At 72.3% G+C, this 16,157-nt stretch carries 17 protein-coding genes; all 17 read right to left on the bottom strand.

The features are described 5' to 3' along the window. Positions 1-25: 25 nt before the first annotated feature. The 17 genes from trpC to metK all read right to left on the bottom strand — a co-directional run bounded on the left by trpC (position 26) and on the right by metK (position 16,157). A complete protein-coding gene (gene trpC / locus DFO65_RS11925; protein ID WP_113904650.1) occupies positions 26-823 on the bottom strand; it encodes an indole-3-glycerol phosphate synthase TrpC in 798 nt (265 codons plus the stop codon). Beyond that, a complete protein-coding gene (locus DFO65_RS11920) occupies positions 820-1,110 on the bottom strand; it encodes an HGxxPAAW family protein (RefSeq protein ID WP_181778711.1) in 291 nt (96 codons plus the stop codon). The genes trpC and DFO65_RS11920 overlap by 4 nt, the downstream gene beginning before the upstream one ends. An 88-nt stretch (positions 1,111-1,198) precedes the next feature. Beyond that, a complete protein-coding gene (locus DFO65_RS11915; protein ID WP_113904649.1) occupies positions 1,199-1,813 on the bottom strand; it encodes a Trp biosynthesis-associated membrane protein in 615 nt (204 codons plus the stop codon). Next, complete coding sequence (gene trpE, locus DFO65_RS11910; RefSeq protein ID WP_113904648.1) at positions 1,810-3,372, bottom strand: anthranilate synthase component I; 1,563 nt, start codon at positions 3,370-3,372, stop codon at positions 1,810-1,812. Before trpE ends, DFO65_RS11915 begins: the two co-directional genes overlap by 4 nt. Then, the gene (gene hisI, locus DFO65_RS11905; RefSeq protein ID WP_113904647.1) at positions 3,369-3,746 is read right to left on the bottom strand and encodes a phosphoribosyl-AMP cyclohydrolase; all 378 of its coding nucleotides are present in this window, start codon (positions 3,744-3,746) and stop codon (positions 3,369-3,371) included. The genes trpE and hisI overlap by 4 nt, the downstream gene beginning before the upstream one ends. After that, the gene (hisF, locus tag DFO65_RS11900) at positions 3,743-4,501 is read right to left on the bottom strand and encodes an imidazole glycerol phosphate synthase subunit HisF (protein WP_113904646.1); all 759 of its coding nucleotides are present in this window, start codon (positions 4,499-4,501) and stop codon (positions 3,743-3,745) included. The genes hisI and hisF overlap by 4 nt, the downstream gene beginning before the upstream one ends. After that, the gene (locus DFO65_RS11895) at positions 4,502-6,019 is read right to left on the bottom strand and encodes a carboxyl transferase domain-containing protein (protein WP_113904645.1); all 1,518 of its coding nucleotides are present in this window, start codon (positions 6,017-6,019) and stop codon (positions 4,502-4,504) included. Between the two features lie 30 nt (positions 6,020-6,049). Further along, a complete protein-coding gene (locus tag DFO65_RS11890; protein ID WP_113904644.1) occupies positions 6,050-7,246 on the bottom strand; it encodes a CaiB/BaiF CoA transferase family protein in 1,197 nt (398 codons plus the stop codon). A 2-nt stretch (positions 7,247-7,248) separates the two neighbouring features. Continuing rightward, entirely contained in the window at positions 7,249-7,665 is a 417-nt protein-coding gene (locus DFO65_RS11885) for a PH domain-containing protein (protein WP_245940671.1), read from the bottom strand. Between the two features lie 28 nt (positions 7,666-7,693). Further along, entirely contained in the window at positions 7,694-8,533 is an 840-nt protein-coding gene (gene hisG, locus DFO65_RS11880; RefSeq protein ID WP_113904642.1) for an ATP phosphoribosyltransferase, read from the bottom strand. Positions 8,534-8,580: 47 nt separating this feature from the next. Next, complete coding sequence (locus DFO65_RS11875) at positions 8,581-8,844, bottom strand: phosphoribosyl-ATP diphosphatase (protein ID WP_113904641.1); 264 nt, start codon at positions 8,842-8,844, stop codon at positions 8,581-8,583. A 124-nt stretch (positions 8,845-8,968) separates the two neighbouring features. After that, a complete protein-coding gene (locus tag DFO65_RS11870; RefSeq protein ID WP_113904640.1) occupies positions 8,969-9,634 on the bottom strand; it encodes a nicotinamide mononucleotide transporter family protein in 666 nt (221 codons plus the stop codon). A gap of 70 nt (positions 9,635-9,704) precedes the next feature. After that, a complete protein-coding gene (rpe, locus tag DFO65_RS11865) occupies positions 9,705-10,364 on the bottom strand; it encodes a ribulose-phosphate 3-epimerase (protein WP_113904639.1) in 660 nt (219 codons plus the stop codon). Beyond that, on the bottom strand, positions 10,361-11,716 hold the full coding sequence (locus DFO65_RS11860; protein ID WP_113904638.1) for an RsmB/NOP family class I SAM-dependent RNA methyltransferase: 1,356 nt from the start codon (positions 11,714-11,716) through the stop codon (positions 10,361-10,363). Before DFO65_RS11860 ends, rpe begins: the two co-directional genes overlap by 4 nt. Continuing rightward, entirely contained in the window at positions 11,716-12,708 is a 993-nt protein-coding gene (locus DFO65_RS11855) for a methionyl-tRNA formyltransferase (protein WP_113904637.1), read from the bottom strand. The genes DFO65_RS11860 and DFO65_RS11855 overlap by 1 nt, the downstream gene beginning before the upstream one ends. Positions 12,709-12,735: 27 nt before the next feature. Beyond that, entirely contained in the window at positions 12,736-14,958 is a 2,223-nt protein-coding gene (locus tag DFO65_RS11850; protein WP_113904636.1) for a primosomal protein N' family DNA-binding protein, read from the bottom strand. After that, entirely contained in the window at positions 14,958-16,157 is a 1,200-nt protein-coding gene (gene metK / locus DFO65_RS11845; protein ID WP_113904635.1) for a methionine adenosyltransferase, read from the bottom strand. Before metK ends, DFO65_RS11850 begins: the two co-directional genes overlap by 1 nt.

Here is a 16,157-nt window from a genome sequence, read left to right as displayed (position 1 = left end):
TGTCCTTCGTTGACGTGGATGGGGCTCACGCGGTGGCCCGGGTGCGGATGTCCGCTCCCGCCGAGGTGAACCGGGCGACCGCGGACTGCGGGTCCCCGTCCCTGACCAGGGCCTCGCCGACGAGCACCGCGTGGGCCCCGGCGTGGGCGTAGGACTCGACGTCGGCGAGTCCGGCCACTCCCGACTCCGCGACGAGGGTGCATCCGGGTGGGGCGAGCTCCGCCAGCGGCGCGAACCGTGAGGTGTCGACGCTGAGGTCCTTGAGGTTGCGGGTGTTGATCCCGATGAGGCGCGCGTCGAGGTCGGCGGCGATCTCGAGCTCCGCCGCGTCATGGGTCTCGACCAGGGCGGTCATGCCGAGTTCGGCGGACAGCGCGAGGTAGTCGCGCAGCTGGACCGGGTCGAGGGCGGCGACGATGAGCAGGACGAGGTCCGCGCCGTGGGCCCGGGCCTCGTGGAACTGGTACTCGTCGACCATGAAGTCCTTGCGCAGCAGGGGGACGTCGACGGCCGCGCGGACCTCGTCGAAGTCGTCGAGGCTGCCGGAGAAGCGCCGGGATTCGGTGAGCACGCTGATCGCCCTGGCCCCGCCTACCGCGTAGAGGCCGGCGAGGCGGCCGGGTTCGGAGATGGGGGCGAGATCGCCGCGCGACGGGGACCGGCGCTTGACCTCGGCGATGACGGAGAAGTCGGCGTCGAGGTCGAAGGCGCGCACCGGCGCGGCCGCCTGGGCCCGCTCGACCATCTCGGTCAGCGGGACCCGGCGCCTGCGGTCCTCGAGGTCCTCGCGGACTCCTGCGACGATGTCGTCGAGAACCGTCATCTCGTCCGCGGGTTGGGCCTGCGCTCGGACGGCTTGCTGCCGAGCCCCATGGCGCGCAGGACGAGTCCGACGATGAGGCCGAGGACGACGATGCCGACGCCGATGTAGGTGATCATCGGCGTGTGGATCGTGAAGCCGACACAGCCGACGGTGATGCCGATGAGCATGATGACCACACCCGTCCAGGCGGCGACCGAGTTGCCATGGCCGGGGTCGGCGATGACGGAGTAGTCGATCGTCGATTTGTCGAGATCGGTGGCGCCGTTGCGGGCGACGGATTGCGACATGGTGCTCCTTCTCAAGCTGTGCCTGTTGTCTTCCCTCTTATTGTGACACGCTTCGATCACGGGTGCCGTATCGACCCGGCCGAGCGCCTCAGGAGTCCCGGTCCCGGTCCGGGCCCGGGTCCCGGCCGCCGTCCCGGTCGTCATCGTCGCCGTCGGCGTCGGGAGCCTCGGGGTCCTTGCCGGGCGTCTCGGGGTCCCCGCCGGGGGCCTCGGGGTCCTCGCCGCGCGAGAGCGCGTCCCAGGTCGCCGTCGAGTCGAACCCGGTCGTGCCCGCGCCGCGGGCGCTGCGGTCGTAGCGGGTCGAGTTCGCCCAGGACGCCGAGGCGACGGCCACCCAGGCGATCACGGCTGCGCTCAGCGCCCCGGCGGCGACGCCCGCGATCGGCCACCGGGTGGCCGCGGGCCCGAGCAGGGCCGCCAGCGCGGTTCCGGCGTAGCCGAGGGCGGCGAGAGCGGAGAGGCCGAGGACGACGAACCGGCCCATGCGGCCGAGCATCGCGGCGAGCAGTCCGCAGACGGCGATGACCGCCACGCAGGCGGTCGCGACCGGGGAGGCCCCGGCGGCGGTCTCGGTGCGGGGCACGGCGACGCCGGTGGGCCCGAGCGTGTCCGGCCCGACCGCGGTCTGCCAGGAGGCGAGGCTGATCGCCCACAGCGCCCCGGCGAGGACGAGGACGAGGAGGACGCCGCGCGAGCGCGTCATCGCTGCTCCTGGCCGAGGTCCTCGACCTGCGCGGTGCCGAGGTCCTCGAGCGCCGCGGCGGCCGCGGCGGCCGCGAGCACGGCCTGGGCCTTGTTCCGCGACTCCTGGTACTCGAGTTCGGGCACCGAGTCCGCGACGATGCCGCCGCCGGCGTAGACGCTCATCACGCCGTCGCGGAGGACTCCGGTGCGGATCGCGATCGCGAGGTCGAGGTCGCCGTTGAACGACATGTAGCCGACGACCCCGCCGTAGAGCCCCCGGCCGACGACCTCGAGCTCGTCGATGATCTGCAGGGCGCGCGGCTTCGGGGCGCCCGACAGGGTGCCGGCGGGGAACGTCGCCCTGAGGACGTCGACGGCCCCGTGTCCAGGGGCCAGCTCACCGCGCACGGTCGAGGAGATGTGCATGATGTGGCTGAAGCGTTCGATCTCCATGAACTCGCTGACGTCGATCGTGCCGGCCCGGCACACCTTCGCGAGGTCGTTGCGGGCGAGGTCGACGAGCATGAGGTGCTCGGCGCGCTCCTTCTCATCGGCGAGCAGCTCGCGGGCGAGCCGGGCATCCTCCTCGGCGCTGCCCCCGCGCGGGCGGGAGCCGGCGATGGGGTGGGTGAGGACGGTGCCCGAGCGGACGGTGACGAGCGCCTCGGGCGAGGAGCCGACGATGCTCACCGGGGCCCCGGTGTCGTCGCGGAGGTTGAGCAGGTACATGAACGGGCTGGGGTTGGTGTGGCGCAGCATCCGGTAGACGGTGAGCGGATCCGCCGCGCAGGCGGCGTCGAAGCGCTGGCCGAGCACGACCTGGAAGATCTCCCCGTCGACGATGTCCTGCTGGGCCCGGCGCACGGCCGCGAGGTAGGAGTCGGGGTCGGTCCGGGTCGCAACCTCGGGGGCGACGGCGCGCGGGGTCGCGATCGCCGGCTGCGCGGTGCGGGTCAGCCTCTCGAGCATCGCCTCGACGCGGGCGGTGCCCGCGGCATGGGCCTCGTCGATCCCGGTGTCCTCGCCGTTGACGTTGAAGACGTTGGCGACGAGGGTGACCATTCCCGTGTAGTGGTCGTAGACGGCGATGTCGCCGGGGATCATCAGCTGCACGGTCGGCAGATGGTGCTCGTCGGGGTTCGCCGCCGCCAGCCGCTCGAACTCGCGCACGATGTCCCAGCCGAAGTAGCCGACGAGGCTGGAGACCATGGGCGGCAGCGACTGCTCGGCGTCGTCGACGGCAAGGAGGTCCAGCGTCGCGCTGACCGCGTCGAGGACGCTGCCGGTGCTCGGCAGGCCCACCGGCGGGGTGCCCTCCCAGCGGAATCCGTCCCCGTCGGAGATCAGCGTCGCCACGGGAGCCGACCCGATGAACGAGTACCGGGCCCAGGCGCCGGAGACGGCGGATTCGAAGAGGAAGCTGCCGGGGCCGCCGTCGGTGAGCTTGCGGTAGAGGCTCAGGGGGGTCTCGGCGTCGGCGAGGACGCTGCGGTGGACGGGCACGAGCCGGTGCTCGGCGCCGAGGGTGCGGAACTCCTCGAGGGAGGGGTGGATGGTGTCGGGGAGGTCAGTCGTCACAGCTCGTCCTTGTCGTCTCCCGGCGCGGCGCTGATCCGCCTGCCGGTGAAGCAGGTGGGGGTCTGGGTGTGGCACGCGGGTCCGGTCTGCTCGACCTCGAGGAGGAGCGCGTCGGCGTCGCAGTCGAGGCTGAGCGCGACGACGGTCTGGATGTGGCCCGACGTCTCGCCCTTGACCCAGTGCTCGGCCCGGGACCGCGACCAGTAGACGGCGCGACCGCTGCTCAGCGTGCGTTCGACGGCCTCGCGGTCCATCCACGCGAGCATGAGCACCTCACGCGTCGTCGTCTCCTGGACGACGGCGGGGATGAGGCCCGCGTCGTTGAACCTGATGAGCTCGCGCCAGTTCTCGGGCGTGGCGTCGATGTCGGTCACCGGACCTCGATCCCCTCTGCGCGCAGCGCGGCCTTGACCTCGGGGATGGTCAGGGTGCCGAAGTGGAACACGCTCGCGGCGAGCAGCGCATCGGCGCCCGCGGCGACCGCCGGGGCGAAGTGCTCGACCCTGCCCGCTCCCCCGGAGGCGATGAGCGGGACGTCGACGGCCTGCCGGGCCGCGGCGATGAGGTCGAGGTCGAAGCCGTCGCGGGTGCCGTCGGCGTCGATTGAGTTGAGCAGGACCTCGCCGACGCCCCGTTCGGCGGCCTCCCGGATCCAGTCGATCGCGCACCGGCCGGTGCCGTCCCGGCCTCCTCGGGTGGTCACCTCGAAGCCGGAGGCGGTGTCCGGGGAGCGTCTCGCGTCGAGGGACAGGACGAGCACCTGGTTGCCGAAGTGGCGGGAGATGTCGCTGATGAGCCTCGGGTCGGCCACCGCCGAGGTGTTGACGGAGACCTTGTCGGCGCCGTCGCGCAGGAGCCGGTCGACGTCGGCGACGCTGCGGACTCCCCCGCCGACCGTCAGCGGGATGAACACCTGCTCGGCGCAGGCGCGGACGATGTCGTGGACGGTCTCACGGTTGCCGCTGCTGGCCGTGACGTCGAGGAAGGTGAGTTCGTCGGCGCCGGACTCACCGTAGGCGGCGGCCAGCGCCACGGGGTCCCCGGCGTCCCGCAGGCCGGTGAAGTTGACGCCCTTGACGACGCGGCCGTCGTCGACGTCGAGGCAGGGGATGATGCGCACGGCGACCATTCAGCTCTCCTTGGCCAGTCCGAGCCCCCGGTACCGATCCATCCGCCGCGCCAGGCGCCGGGCGGAGGGTTCGCGCATGAGGGCGATGAGTTCGTATTCGAGGGTGGCGCCGACCCGGGCGACGAAGTCGAGCGGCTCGTCGCTGGCATCGGGGTGCTCGGCGATGACGCGGTCGACGACGCCGGTGTGGGCGAGCATGGGCGCGTGCACGCCCTGCTGCTGGGCCATCTCGGCGGCCCGGTCGGTGGTCCGGTGGACGATCGCCGAGGCGCCCTCGGGCGGCAGCGGGGACAGCCAGCCGTTCTCCGCGCTGAGCACCCGGTCGGTGGGGATGAGGGCCAGCGCCCCACCGCCGGAGCCCTCGCCCATGATCAGGGACACCGAGGGGGCGTCGAGGTTCGCGAGGTCGGCGAGGCTGCGGGCGATCTCACCGGCCATCCCGCCCTCCTCGGCGGACTTCGACAGGGCGGCGCCGGGGGTGTCGATGATGGTGACGAGCGGCAGGTCGAGTTCGGCGGCCAGTCTCATGCCGCGGCGCGCCTCGCGCAGGGCCGCCGGGCCCAGGGGGGCGCGGGAGTCCTGCCGGAAGCGGTCCTGGCCGAGGACGATGCAGGGGGCGGAGCCGAACTTCGCGAGCGCCAGCAGCAGCCCGGGGTCCTTCTCCCCCTCGCCGGTGCCGTTGAGCGGCAGCACGGTGTTCGCCGCGGTCCGCAGCAGGTCGCGCACGCCGGGACGCTCGGGCCGGCGGGAGCGGGTGATCGCGGCCCAGGCGTCCGAGTCCGGGTCGAGCACCGCCGGCCGGGTGTCGGGGTCGGGCACCTGGCCGGGCACCTCCTTGGCGCCCATGAGGACGTCGAGGACGCGGGCGACGGTGGTGTGGATGCGCTCGGGTCCGATGACGGCGTCGATGATGCCGTGGCGGTGGAGGTTCTCACCGGTCTGGACGTTGTCGGGGAACTTCTCCCCGTAGAGCGCCTCGAACACGCGGGGGCCGAGGAAGCCGATGAGGGATCCCGTCTCCGCGACCGTGACGTGCCCCAGCGACCCCCAGGAGGCGAAGACGCCGCCGGTGGTGGGGTGGCGCAGGTAGACGAGGTAGGGCAGGCCCGCACGCCGGTGGGCGACGACGGCGTTGGTGATCTTGACCATCGAGAGGAACGCGACCGTGCCCTCCTGCATCCGGGTGCCCCCGGAGGCGGGACCGGCGAGCAGCGGCAGCCCTTCGAGGGTGGCGCGTTCGATCGCGTCGACGAGGCGCTGCGCGGCGGCCACGCCGATCGATCCGGCGAGGAACCGGAACTCCCCGACGACGACGGCGACCCGGCGTCCGTGGACGGTGCCCTCACCGGTGATGATCGATTCGTCGACGCCGGACTTCTCCCGGGCGGCGGCGAGCTCGGCCGCGTACTCCGGGGACAGTCCCCCGGCGGGGGTGATCGGGGTCGTGTCCCAGGACCGGAACGATCCCTCGTCGACGACGATGTCGATGAGCTCGTGTGCGTTCAGTCGTGCTGCCACTGCTGTCTCCTCTCGTGCCCTCGCGCGGTCTCAGCTCTCGGAGCCGAGCCAGGCGAGGATGGCGTCGCCGTCCTCGTCGAGCAGCGGCGGGGCGTCGTGGGCGGTCCTCGTCGTCTCGACCTCCGCCTCGCCGTGGGCGTCGAAGAACCGCAGCGGCGGTCCGGGCAGGTCGATGTCGCCGAGGATCGGGTGGTCGACGGAGACCTTGAGGCCCTGTGACAGGGCCTGGTCCCAGGAGTAGACCTCGGCCAGGGTGCGCACGGTCCCGGCGGGGATGCCGGCCTCCTGCAGCTTCTCGAGCAGGGCCGGGGCCTCGTAGGCGGCGAACTTCGACTCGATGAGCTCGATGACGGCCGCTCGGTTGGCGACCCGTCCGGCGTTGTCGGCCATGCCCGGGGTCTGCGGGTCGATGTCGAAGGCGGCGCAGAACCGCTGCCACAGGCTCTCGTTGCCCACGGAGATCTGCACCGCGCCGCCATGGCACTTGAAGAGGCCGTACGGGGACAGCGAGGGATGGTGGTTGCCGCCGGGGAGCGGGTCCTCGCCGGCGACGGTGGCGCGGGTGCCCTGGAAGGCGTGGACGCCGACCATGCCGGCGATGAGCGAGGTGCGCACGACCTTGCCGTGCCCGGTGCGCTCTCGTTCGAGGAGGGCGGCGAGCACTCCGTAGGAGCCGTAGATGCCGGCCAGCAGGTCGGCGATCGGCACGCCCACCCGCTGCATGTCCTCGGGGCCGGAGCCGGTCAGGGACATCAGCCCGGCTTCGCCCTGTGCGATCTGGTCGTAGCCGGCCCGCGCGGCCTCGGGTCCGTCGTGGCCGAATCCGGTGATCGAGAGGATGACGAGCCGGGGGTTGATCTCCATGCACGCGGTGGTGGAGAAGCCGAGCCGGTCGAGGACCCCAGTGCGGAAGTTCTCGATGAGGATGTCGGAGCGTCGGATCAGCTCGCGCAGGGTCGTGCTCCCGGCCTCGGACTTGAGGTCGAGGGCGATCGACTCCTTGTTGCGGTTGCAGGAGAAGAAGTAGGTCGCCTGCTCCTGGCCCTCGGGTCCGACGAACGGGGGTCCCCAGGAGCGGGAGTCATCGCCCTTGGCGGGGTTCTCGACCTTGATCACCCGGGCTCCGAGGTCACCGAGCATCATTCCGGCGTGGGGTCCGGCCAGTGCCCGCGAGAGGTCGATGACCGTGTACCCGGTCAGCGGCCCTGCTGCTGTGTCGTCCGACATTCCTAATCCTCCTTGGAAGGGGTCCATTCATCGATGAGCATGCGCAGTCGCCGGCATTCCTCGTGGGCGCGCGGTCCGTCCGCGTGCTGGATCGCCATCACCGCCCACGTCGTGCCGTCGGCGAGGTCGAGCAGCGGCCAGGGGTCGTCCCCGTCGGGGGCGAAAGAGACCCCGAGGATCTCCCCCCACGCGAAGAACCGGGTGCGCGCCATGTTCCTCACGACCAGCCCCGTCTCGCTCGGCCTGGCCTGGATGTCGGCCAGTCGCCACAGCGCCGCGGCGAAGACGATGCCCAGACCGTTCATCCATATCATGTCGACGGGCTTCCAGGGTTCCCAGTCCACGACCAGCAGGGCCACGGAGAGGGTCGCGAAGCCGAGGAGCACGACGACCGCTCCGATCAGGGAGATGATCCTCACCTGTCGGGGGCGGAAGGTCCGGAACGGATCAGATGCGGCAAGCGCCAATGTTCGTCACCAGAATCGCGCGCGCTCCGACCGCATAGAGGCGGTCCATGACGTTGTTGACCTCGTGGGCGGAGACCATGACCCGCACGGCCACCCAGCCGGTCTCCTGGAGCGGGGACACGGTCGGGGACTCGAGTCCGGGGGTCAGCCCGATCGCCTCGGGGACGAGCCGCTCCTCGATGTTGTAGTCGACGAGCACGTAGCGCCGGGCGACCATGACGGATTCGAGGCGGCGCTTGAGGACCTCGATCTTCTCGGCCGCTCCGTCGCGCTGGACGAGCACGGCCTCGGATTCGAGCAGGGGCTCGCCGAAGGTCTCGAGTCCCGCCGCCCGCAGGGTGGAGCCGGTCTCGACGACGTCGGCGATCGCATCGGCGACGCCGAGCTGGATGGAGACCTCGATCGCGCCGTCGAGCTGCACGGTCCGCGCCTCGATCCCCCGGGCGGCGAGGTCGGCCTCGACGAGGTGGGGGAAGCTCGTGGCGATCCGGGCTCCCGCGAGCTCGTCCGGGTGGGAGTAGGCGCCCTTGACCCCGGCGTAGTAGAACCGGGAGGCGCCGAAGCCGAGCTCGAGGACCTCCTGCGCCTCGGCGCGGGACTCGAGCAGCAGGTCGCGGCCGGTGATCCCGGCGTCGAGGATGCCCGAGCCGACGTAGACGGCGATGTCGCGGGGGCGCAGGTAGAAGAACTCGACGTGGTTGACCTCGTCCTGGTGGACGAGGGTCTTGCTCGTGCGGCGCACGGAGTACCCCGCCTCGCTGAGCATCTCGGTGGCGGCTTCGGACAGTGCGCCCTTGTTCGGTACGGCTACACGCAGCATGGAGTCCCCTTGTTCGCTGATCGTTGGCAGGTGCGAGCGCTCGGCGCTCAGAGGTGGGCGTTGACGTCGTCGGGACCGAGTCCCTTGGCGATCATGAGCACCTGCAGATGGTAGAGCAGCTGGGAGATCTCCTCGGCGAGCTCGCCCGCGGTCTCGTACTCAGCGGCCATCCAGACCTCGGCGGCCTCCTCGACGATCTTCTTCCCGATCGCATGGACTCCCGCGTCCAGCTCGGCAACGGTGCCGGACCCCTCGGGGCGGTCGATGGACTTCTGCAGGAGTTCGGCGTAGAGAGAGTCGAAGGTCTTCACAGTCAAAGCCTAGTACATCGTCGGCCGGCCCGCGTGTGCCGGTCCGGCGCGGCCCGCCCTCGTGCAACGGTCCGCCGCGACCGGCCCGCGGCGCGACCGGGGATCGCGGTGCGCCGCCGGCGCGTCAGTCCTCGTCGTCGCGGGTGACCTCGGTGGCCGGGCGGTGGGGTGCGGCGATCGTCTGCGTCGACCGGCGGGACCAGTCGACGAATCCGACGATGACCATGACGAGGAAGATGAGGTAGACGGCTCCGGAGAAGACGAGTCCGCCGGCGATCGCCAGGGGGATCCCGACGAGGTCGACGGCGAGCCAGACGAACCAGAACTCGACGACCGCCCGGCCCTGCGCGTACATGGCGACGAGGGAGCCGACGAAGATGTAGGCGTCGGGGTACGGGTTCCACGACCAGCCGCCGAGCGCGAGGACGGTGCCGAACGCGGCGGTCCCGACGACGAGCAGGGCGATGAGGACGAGGCGCTCGGTCCACGTCGCCCAGCGCACGACGATCTCGCCCTCCTCGGCGCGGGACTTCCGCCACTGCGTCCAGCCCCAGATCGCGGCGGCGACGATGACGACCTGACGGGAGGCGTTGCCCCCGAGGCCGGCCGAGACGCTGGCGGAGAACAGCAGGATGGAGCCGACGATCTGCACCGGCCAGGAGAGGATGCTGCGGCGCAGGGCGAGGACCACGGTGGCCAGGGCGCAGATGTTGCCGACGAGGTCGGAGTACGGGACGGGTTTGCCGAGCAGCTCGAAGGCCGGGGTGTTGAGCCAGTCGAACAGGTCCATCGCGTGGGGTCCTCCGGTCGTTCTCTCGGGTGGTCGGTGCGGGCGGGGGCGTGGGTTCGGACTCGGGCGGTCAGTGCGTGTGGGCGGTGGCGAGTGCGCGCAGCTCGGCGATCGCCTCGGCGGCGTCCTCGGCCCCGTAGACCGCGGAGCCGGCGACGAGGGAGTCGGCCCCGGCCTCGACGCAGCGGGCGACGGTGTCCCTCGACACTCCCCCGTCGACCTGGAGCTTGATCTCGAGCCCGGCCGCGGAGATCGCCTGCCGCGTGCGGCGGATCTTCGGCAGGCAGACGTCGAGGAACTTCTGCCCCCCGAAGCCGGGTTCGACCGTCATGACGAGGATCTGGTCGAATTCGCCGAGGAGGTCGACGAACGGCTCGATCGGGGTGGCCGGCTTGAGCGCGAGGCTGGCCTTGGCACCGAGCCGGCGGATCTCCCGGGCCAGGCGCACCGGGGCGGCGACCGCCTCGGCGTGGAAGGTCACCGAGGCGCAGCCGAGCTCGGCGTAGACGGGCGCGTTGCGGTCGGCGTCGGTGATCATCAGGTGCGCGTCGAGCGGGATCGGGCTGATCGCCCGGATCCTCTCGACGACGGGGGGTCCGAACGTGAGGTTGGGGACGAAGTGGTTGTCCATGACGTCGATGTGCGCCATGTCAGCGGTGGAGATCTTCGCGAGCTCCCCGCGCAGGTCGGAGAAGTCGGAGTTGAGGATGCTGGGATTGATCTCGATCATCGGTGTGCTTTCCGCAGGAGGGCCAGGAACATGCCGTCGGTGCCGTGGACGTGCGGCCACAGTTGGGCGAAGCGGCCGTCGCCGCGGCTCACCGAGGCGAAGCCGGCGGCGTCGGCGCCCGTGATCCGGGCGAGGACGTCGGGGGCGTCGAGGACCTCGGCCGGGGTGCGGCGCAGGACGTCGTCGACGACGAGGACGGTCTCGGCGTAGTGGGGCGAGCAGGTCGAGTAGGCGACGATACCGCCGGGGGCGCAGGCGTCCAGCGCCGCGGTGAGGATCTCGCGCTGCGGCGCGGCCAGGGCGTTGATGTCGGCGGGCGTCCGGCGGTAGCGGGCCTCGGGGCGCCGGCGCAGCGCGCCGAGCCCGGAGCAGGGGACGTCGACGAGGACCTTCGCGTACGGTCCGGTGGCGTCGCGGGCGTCGCGGACAGCGGTGGTCACGGCGGGCAGCGCCTGCGTCGAGGTGCGGACGAGCTTCGCCCGGTGCCGGCTCGAGTCGAAGGCCTCGAGCCTCGTGCCTTCTCCCCCGGCGACGGCGCCGAGGAGGGCGGCCTTGCCCCCGGGTCCCGCGCAGAGGTCCGCCCAGGTCCCCTCAGGCGCCGAGGCGTGGGCCAGGGCGAGGGCGACGAGGGCCGATCCCTCGTCCTGGACCCGGGCGCGACCCTCGGCGACGGCCGGGATGTGCCCGGGCACCCCGGTGTCGAGAGTGACCGAGACCGGCGACAGGCGGGTGGGCGTCCCGGGCAGTTCGCCGCGCTCGCAGAGCCCGGGCAGGGCGGTGAGCGTCACCTTGGCCGCGGCGTTGTCGGCCTCGAGGAGGTCGACGAGCTCGCCCGCCGAGCGGCCGTGGCCCTTGAGCGCCTGGGTCATCGCGCGGATGATCCATTCCGGGTGGGAGTGCTCGAGCGCCTGCCGGGCGACCTCGGAGGTCCCGGCCGTGACGCGGTCGAGCCAGTCGTCCCGGTCGGTTTCGGAGATCCGGCGGAGGACGGCATTCGTGAAGCCCGCGGCCTTCGGGGCGTTGGCCTTGACGACGGCCACGGTCTCGGACACGGCGGCGTGATCGGGGATGCGCATCGACAGCAGCTGGTGGGCGCCCAGGCGCAGGGCGGCGAGCGGTTCGGGGTCGATCGTGCTCACCTCGCGTCTGGCCGCGCGGGCGATGACCGCGTCGTAGAGCTCCTGCTGCCGCAGTGCTCCGTAGGTCAGCTCCGTGGCCAGCGCCGCGTCCTGGACGCCGAGGTGGGTGCGGGCGAGCTTCGCGGGCAGGAGGAGGTTCGCGTACGAGTCCTTGGTCGCGACGTCGAGGAGCACCTCCCACGCGATCCGACGGGGCAGGTTCTTGGTCGCCATCAGTCTCCTCGGTTCGCGTCGGCGGGTGCGGGATCGTCGCGGTCGGCCGGCTCGGCGGGATCCGGCTCGGCGGTCGCGGCGGGCACGTCGAAGCGGACGTCTCCGTGGCCGCGGAGGAAGTCCGGGGCCGGCATCCGGGACTTGCCGAAGGGCTGGATCTCGGCCACGGACACCCAGCCGTCGCCGCAGCGCAGCACCGCGGTGCCGTTCCACGAGGTGAGGAGGCCGACGTCGGTGTCGTCGGGTCCGGGTGCGGCGGCGAGTCCGAAGAGCTTCGTGCGCTTCCCGTCCAGCTCGGCCCAGGGGCCGGGGCTCGGGGAGACGCCGCGGGAGAGGTCGACGAGGACGGACGCGGGCCGGCGGAGGTCGAGTCGGGCGTCGTCGATGCCGATCTTCTCGGCGTGGCTGGGCGTGCCCGTCTGAGGCTGCGGGTGCGCGGTGCCAGCCTCGAGGTCGTCGAAGACGGCGACGAGCTCGGGCGCCCCGAGCCGGGCGTAGTCGGCCAGGGCCGCGGCGGCGTCCGGGTGGTCGAGCGGGAGTTCGCGGCGGCGGAGCACGGGGCCGGTGTCCATGCCCTCGTCGATGCGGAAGACGCTGACGCCGCTGCTCGGGCGACCGTCGATGAGCGCCCTCTGCACGGGGGCGGCGCCCCGGTAGGCGGGCAGGAGGGAGAAGTGGAGGTTGTACCAGCCGAGGGCGGCGGTGCCCAGCGCCGCGGGTCCGGCGATCGCCCCGTACGCGACGACGGCCACGGCGTCGACGTCGAGGGACCTCAGCTGAGCGATGATGTCCCCGCGCAGTCGGCTCGCCTCGAGGACGGGCAGGCCGAGTTCGAGGGCCCTGGCCTTGACCGGGGAGGGGGTGAGGACCCGCCTGCGCCCGATCGGCGCGTCGGGCCGGGTGAGGACGGCGCGGATGCGGTGTCCGGAGGCGGCGAGGGCGTCGAGGGAGGGCACGGCGACGTCCGGGGTTCCGGCAAAGACGATATCCACGCCCGTCAGTCTACTTCGCGGGCCCGCTCACAGCGACCGGGGGTCGTCGATGCGGATGCGGACCTGCGGCAGCTTCCGCGCCGAGCGCGAGGCGGTGATCGCGGCGAGTTCGGCGCCGATGCGCGGGCCTGCGGCGATCGGGTACGCGGCGACCGCGCGCAGCCCCTCGTCGGCGTCGTCGCGGATGAGCTCCTCGAGTCCGTCGACGGCGGAGAGGACGGCGTCGATGTCGGCTCCGGCACCGGTGAGCTCGACGATCCGGCGGTACGGGGGGAAGCCGAGCTCGCGGCGGTCGGCGAGCTGCCGGGACATGTAGGCGATCGGGTCGAAGGCGACGAGCGCGGCGCGGATCGCCTCGTCGGCCTCGCCGAGGTGGACGGTGCCTCCCTCGTCGCGGGAGCGGACGAGGGAGGCCGCGCGCAGCCGCCGCGACAGGCTCTCGTCGGTCGCGCGCATCCAGGGGCCCGGCCACAGGGAGTCGAGCAGGATCGCGGCCGCGTATCCGCCCACCGCGTAGGGTTCGGCCCCGGTCGTCGCGACGACGATGCGCGGGGTGTCGTCGATCGCGGTGGCGATGTGCTCGCCGCCGGATTCGAGGATCTCGACCCCCGGCAGCGCCCGGCGCAGCTCCTCGACCGTCCGACCGCGTCCGCGCACGATCGAGCGGACCTCGTGCGACCGGCAGCGCGAGCAGGTGAAGGTCTCGCTGCGGTGTCCGCAGGAGCGGCACGCGAAGGGGCCGACCTCGGAGGCGGTGGTGAGGTTCGCCCGGCACTGCGGGCAGCGCGCGACCTCCTGGCAGCGGGCGCAGGCGAACACCGGGTAGTAGCCCGAGCGCGGGACCTGGACGAGGACGGGTCCCGGCCGCGGCGCTTCTGCCGACGGCCCGCTGGTCCCGGGTCGTCGGGAGGACCGGGCGGGGTCGAGCGCGCTGCGCATGAGCTGCCAGGCCCGTGAGGGGATCCGCTGCCAGGCGTCGGGGTCGCGGTCCTCGTCCGGGACGAGGACCAGGGGCGAGCCGGCGCGCCGGTCGGGGCGGGTGGGGCTGATGTCGGTGAGCCAGCCGATCTCGACGAGGCGCTGGACCTCGGGGCTGCGATCCGTGGAGACGAAGAGCAGGCCGGTCGACTCGAGGCTCGACCGCAGCAGGCAGACCTCCCTCGCATGGGGATAGGGCGCATGCTGGTCGAGGTAGTTCTCGTTGGAGTCGTTGAGGCAGATGATGAGGCCGAGGTCCTCGAGCGGGGCGAAGGCCGCCGCCCTCGTCCCGATCAGCAGCCGGGTCCGGCCGAGGCGGCCGCCCAGCCAGTTCGTCCACCTCTCGGCCGGGGACTGCTCGGCGCCGAGCACACCGTGCTCGATGCCCGCGGCGCGCAGCGCGGCCGCCAGCACGTCGAGCTCGCGGTGGTCGGGCACGAGCCAGAGCACGGACTGCCCGGCCGCGAGCGTCCGGGAGGCTGCGGCGAGCCCGGCGGGGATCCACCCGAGGCCGGGGGTCGGCCCCGGGACGATCGTCAGCGCCTCGCGCGGGAGTGGACGCGGAGACGCCGGGGACCCGGGTGCCGCACGCGAGTCCGCGGCGGGATCGGTGACCGCACTCGGGTGCTCCGGCAGCCCCGGGCCAGGGGCGGCGGTCGCGACCACCCAGGCGCCGAGGCGGTCGACGATGTCCGCGGCGGACTCCTCCGCCCCGCCCTCAGCCCGCAGCTGCCCGGCCTCCGCCGCGGCGTGCGGCTCGGTCGACTCGTCGGCCTCCGCCGCGGCGTGCGGCTCGGGGGCCTCGTCTGCCTCCGCCGTGGCGTGCGGTTCGGGGGCCTCGCCCGTCCCTTGCTCGGCGCGGAGCACGGCCTTCTCGGCGCCGGCGTGCCTGGGCGGGATCGCCAGCCGCAGCACGTCGGTGAGGGTGCCGGCGTATCGGGTCGCGACGGCCTCGCAGAGTTCGCGCAGCGTCGGCGGGAGGACCACGAGGGGGCTGGTGATCCGCTCGATCGGGGCGAGCTCGCCGACATGGTCGGTGTGCGCCGTCCGCTCGAGGACGTATCCGTCGCGCAGCCGCCCGGCGAACTTCACCCGGACCCGCACCCCGGGGCGCGCGGTGTCGGCGAAGCGCCTGGGCACGGCGTAGTCGAACACCCTCGCCAGATGCGGCACCGGATGGTCGACGAGCACGTGGGCCACGGGATCGTCCGGCGCCAGGGGCACCTGCCCGAGGGCCGAGGTGCCGGTGTCTATCGGGAGGGGTTCATCCATCAAGCCGACACTGCGCGGCGCAGGTCGTCGGCACGGTCGGTGTACTCCCAGGTGAAGTCGGGCAGGGGTCGCCCGAAGTGGCCGTAGGTCGACGTCTGCGAGTAGATCGGGCGGAGCAGGTTGAGCTCGTCGATGATCATCGCCGGTCGCAGGTCGAAGACCTCCCGGATGGCGGCCGCGATCGCGTTCGGGTCGACCTTCTCGGTGCCGAAGGTCTCGACGTAGAGGCCCATCGGGTCGACGCGGCCGATCGCGTAGGACACCTGGACCTCGGCGCGGTCGGCGAGACCGGCGGCGACGACGTTCTTCGCCACCCAGCGCATCGCGTAGGCCGCGGAGCGGTCGACCTTGGAGGGATCCTTGCCGGAGAACGCTCCCCCGCCGTGGCGGGAGTAGCCGCCGTAGGTGTCGACGATGATCTTGCGTCCGGTCAGCCCGGCGTCACCCATCGGCCCTCCGGTGACGAAGGGCCCGGCCGGGTTGATATGGATCTTCTCCGGACCCCGGTCGAGCCCCGAGGACTCGGCGATGGGATCGATGACGTGCTCCTTGACCTCGGCCTTGAGCCGGTTCTGGTCGATGCCGTCGGCGTGCTGGGTGGACACGACGATGTTCTCGATGGTCACCGCCTCGTTGCCGTCGTAGCCGATCGTCAGCTGCGTCTTGCCGTCGGGTCTCAGGTAGTCGAGCACGCCGAGCTTGCGCACTTCGCTGAGCTTCTCGGCCATCCGCGAGGCGAGGTGGATGGGCAGCGGCATGAGGACGTCGGTCGCGTTGTCGGCGTAGCCGAACATCAGTCCCTGGTCCCCCGCGCCGAGGCTCGAGCCGTGGTCGGTGACCTGGGCGTCACGGAAGTCCAGCGGATCGGTGACGCCCGAGTGGATGTCGCTCGACTGGGAGCCGATGGACACGGAGACTCCGCACGAGTTGCCGTCGAAGCCCTTCTCCGAGGAGTCGTAGCCGATGCCCGTGATGAGGTCCCGGACGATGCCGGCGACGTCCGCGTAGGCGTGGGTGTTGACCTCGCCGGCGACGTGGACGAGGCCCGTGGTGACCATCGTCTCGACGGCGACCTTGGCATGGGGATCCTGGGCCAGCAGGTCGTCGAGCACGGCGTCGCTGATCTGATCGCAGATCTTGTCGGGGTGGCCCTCGGTGACGGACTCGGAGCTGAACAGGCGGAGGTTGGTATTGATCAC

It is taken from the genome of Brevibacterium sanguinis, from assembly GCF_003315415.1.
Classification (GTDB): Bacteria; Actinomycetota; Actinomycetes; order Actinomycetales; family Brevibacteriaceae; genus Brevibacterium; species Brevibacterium celere_A.
This window is presented reverse-complemented; position numbering and strand designations above follow the sequence as displayed.

Bases quoted from the DNA above. Each gene is read 5' to 3' on its own strand.
- trpC (WP_113904650.1), bottom strand. From the start codon at position 823: ATGACGGTTCTCGACGACATCGTCGCAGGAGTCCGCGAGGACCTCGAG.
- DFO65_RS11860 (WP_113904638.1), bottom strand. From the start codon at position 11,716: ATGGCGACCAAGAACCTGCCCCGTCGGATCGCGTGGGAGGTGCTCCTC.
- DFO65_RS11850 (WP_113904636.1), bottom strand. From the start codon at position 14,958: ATGGATGAACCCCTCCCGATAGACACCGGCACCTCGGCCCTCGGGCAG.
- DFO65_RS11870 (WP_113904640.1), bottom strand. From the start codon at position 9,634: ATGGACCTGTTCGACTGGCTCAACACCCCGGCCTTCGAGCTGCTCGGC.
- hisG (WP_113904642.1), bottom strand. From the start codon at position 8,533: ATGCTGCGTGTAGCCGTACCGAACAAGGGCGCACTGTCCGAAGCCGCC.
- DFO65_RS11890 (WP_113904644.1), bottom strand. From the start codon at position 7,246: ATGTCGGACGACACAGCAGCAGGGCCGCTGACCGGGTACACGGTCATC.
- hisF (WP_113904646.1), bottom strand. From the start codon at position 4,501: ATGGTCGCCGTGCGCATCATCCCCTGCCTCGACGTCGACGACGGCCGC.
- rpe (WP_113904639.1), bottom strand. From the start codon at position 10,364: ATGATCGAGATCAATCCCAGCATCCTCAACTCCGACTTCTCCGACCTG.
- DFO65_RS11915 (WP_113904649.1), bottom strand. From the start codon at position 1,813: ATGACGCGCTCGCGCGGCGTCCTCCTCGTCCTCGTCCTCGCCGGGGCG.
- DFO65_RS11920 (WP_181778711.1), bottom strand. From the start codon at position 1,110: ATGTCGCAATCCGTCGCCCGCAACGGCGCCACCGATCTCGACAAATCG.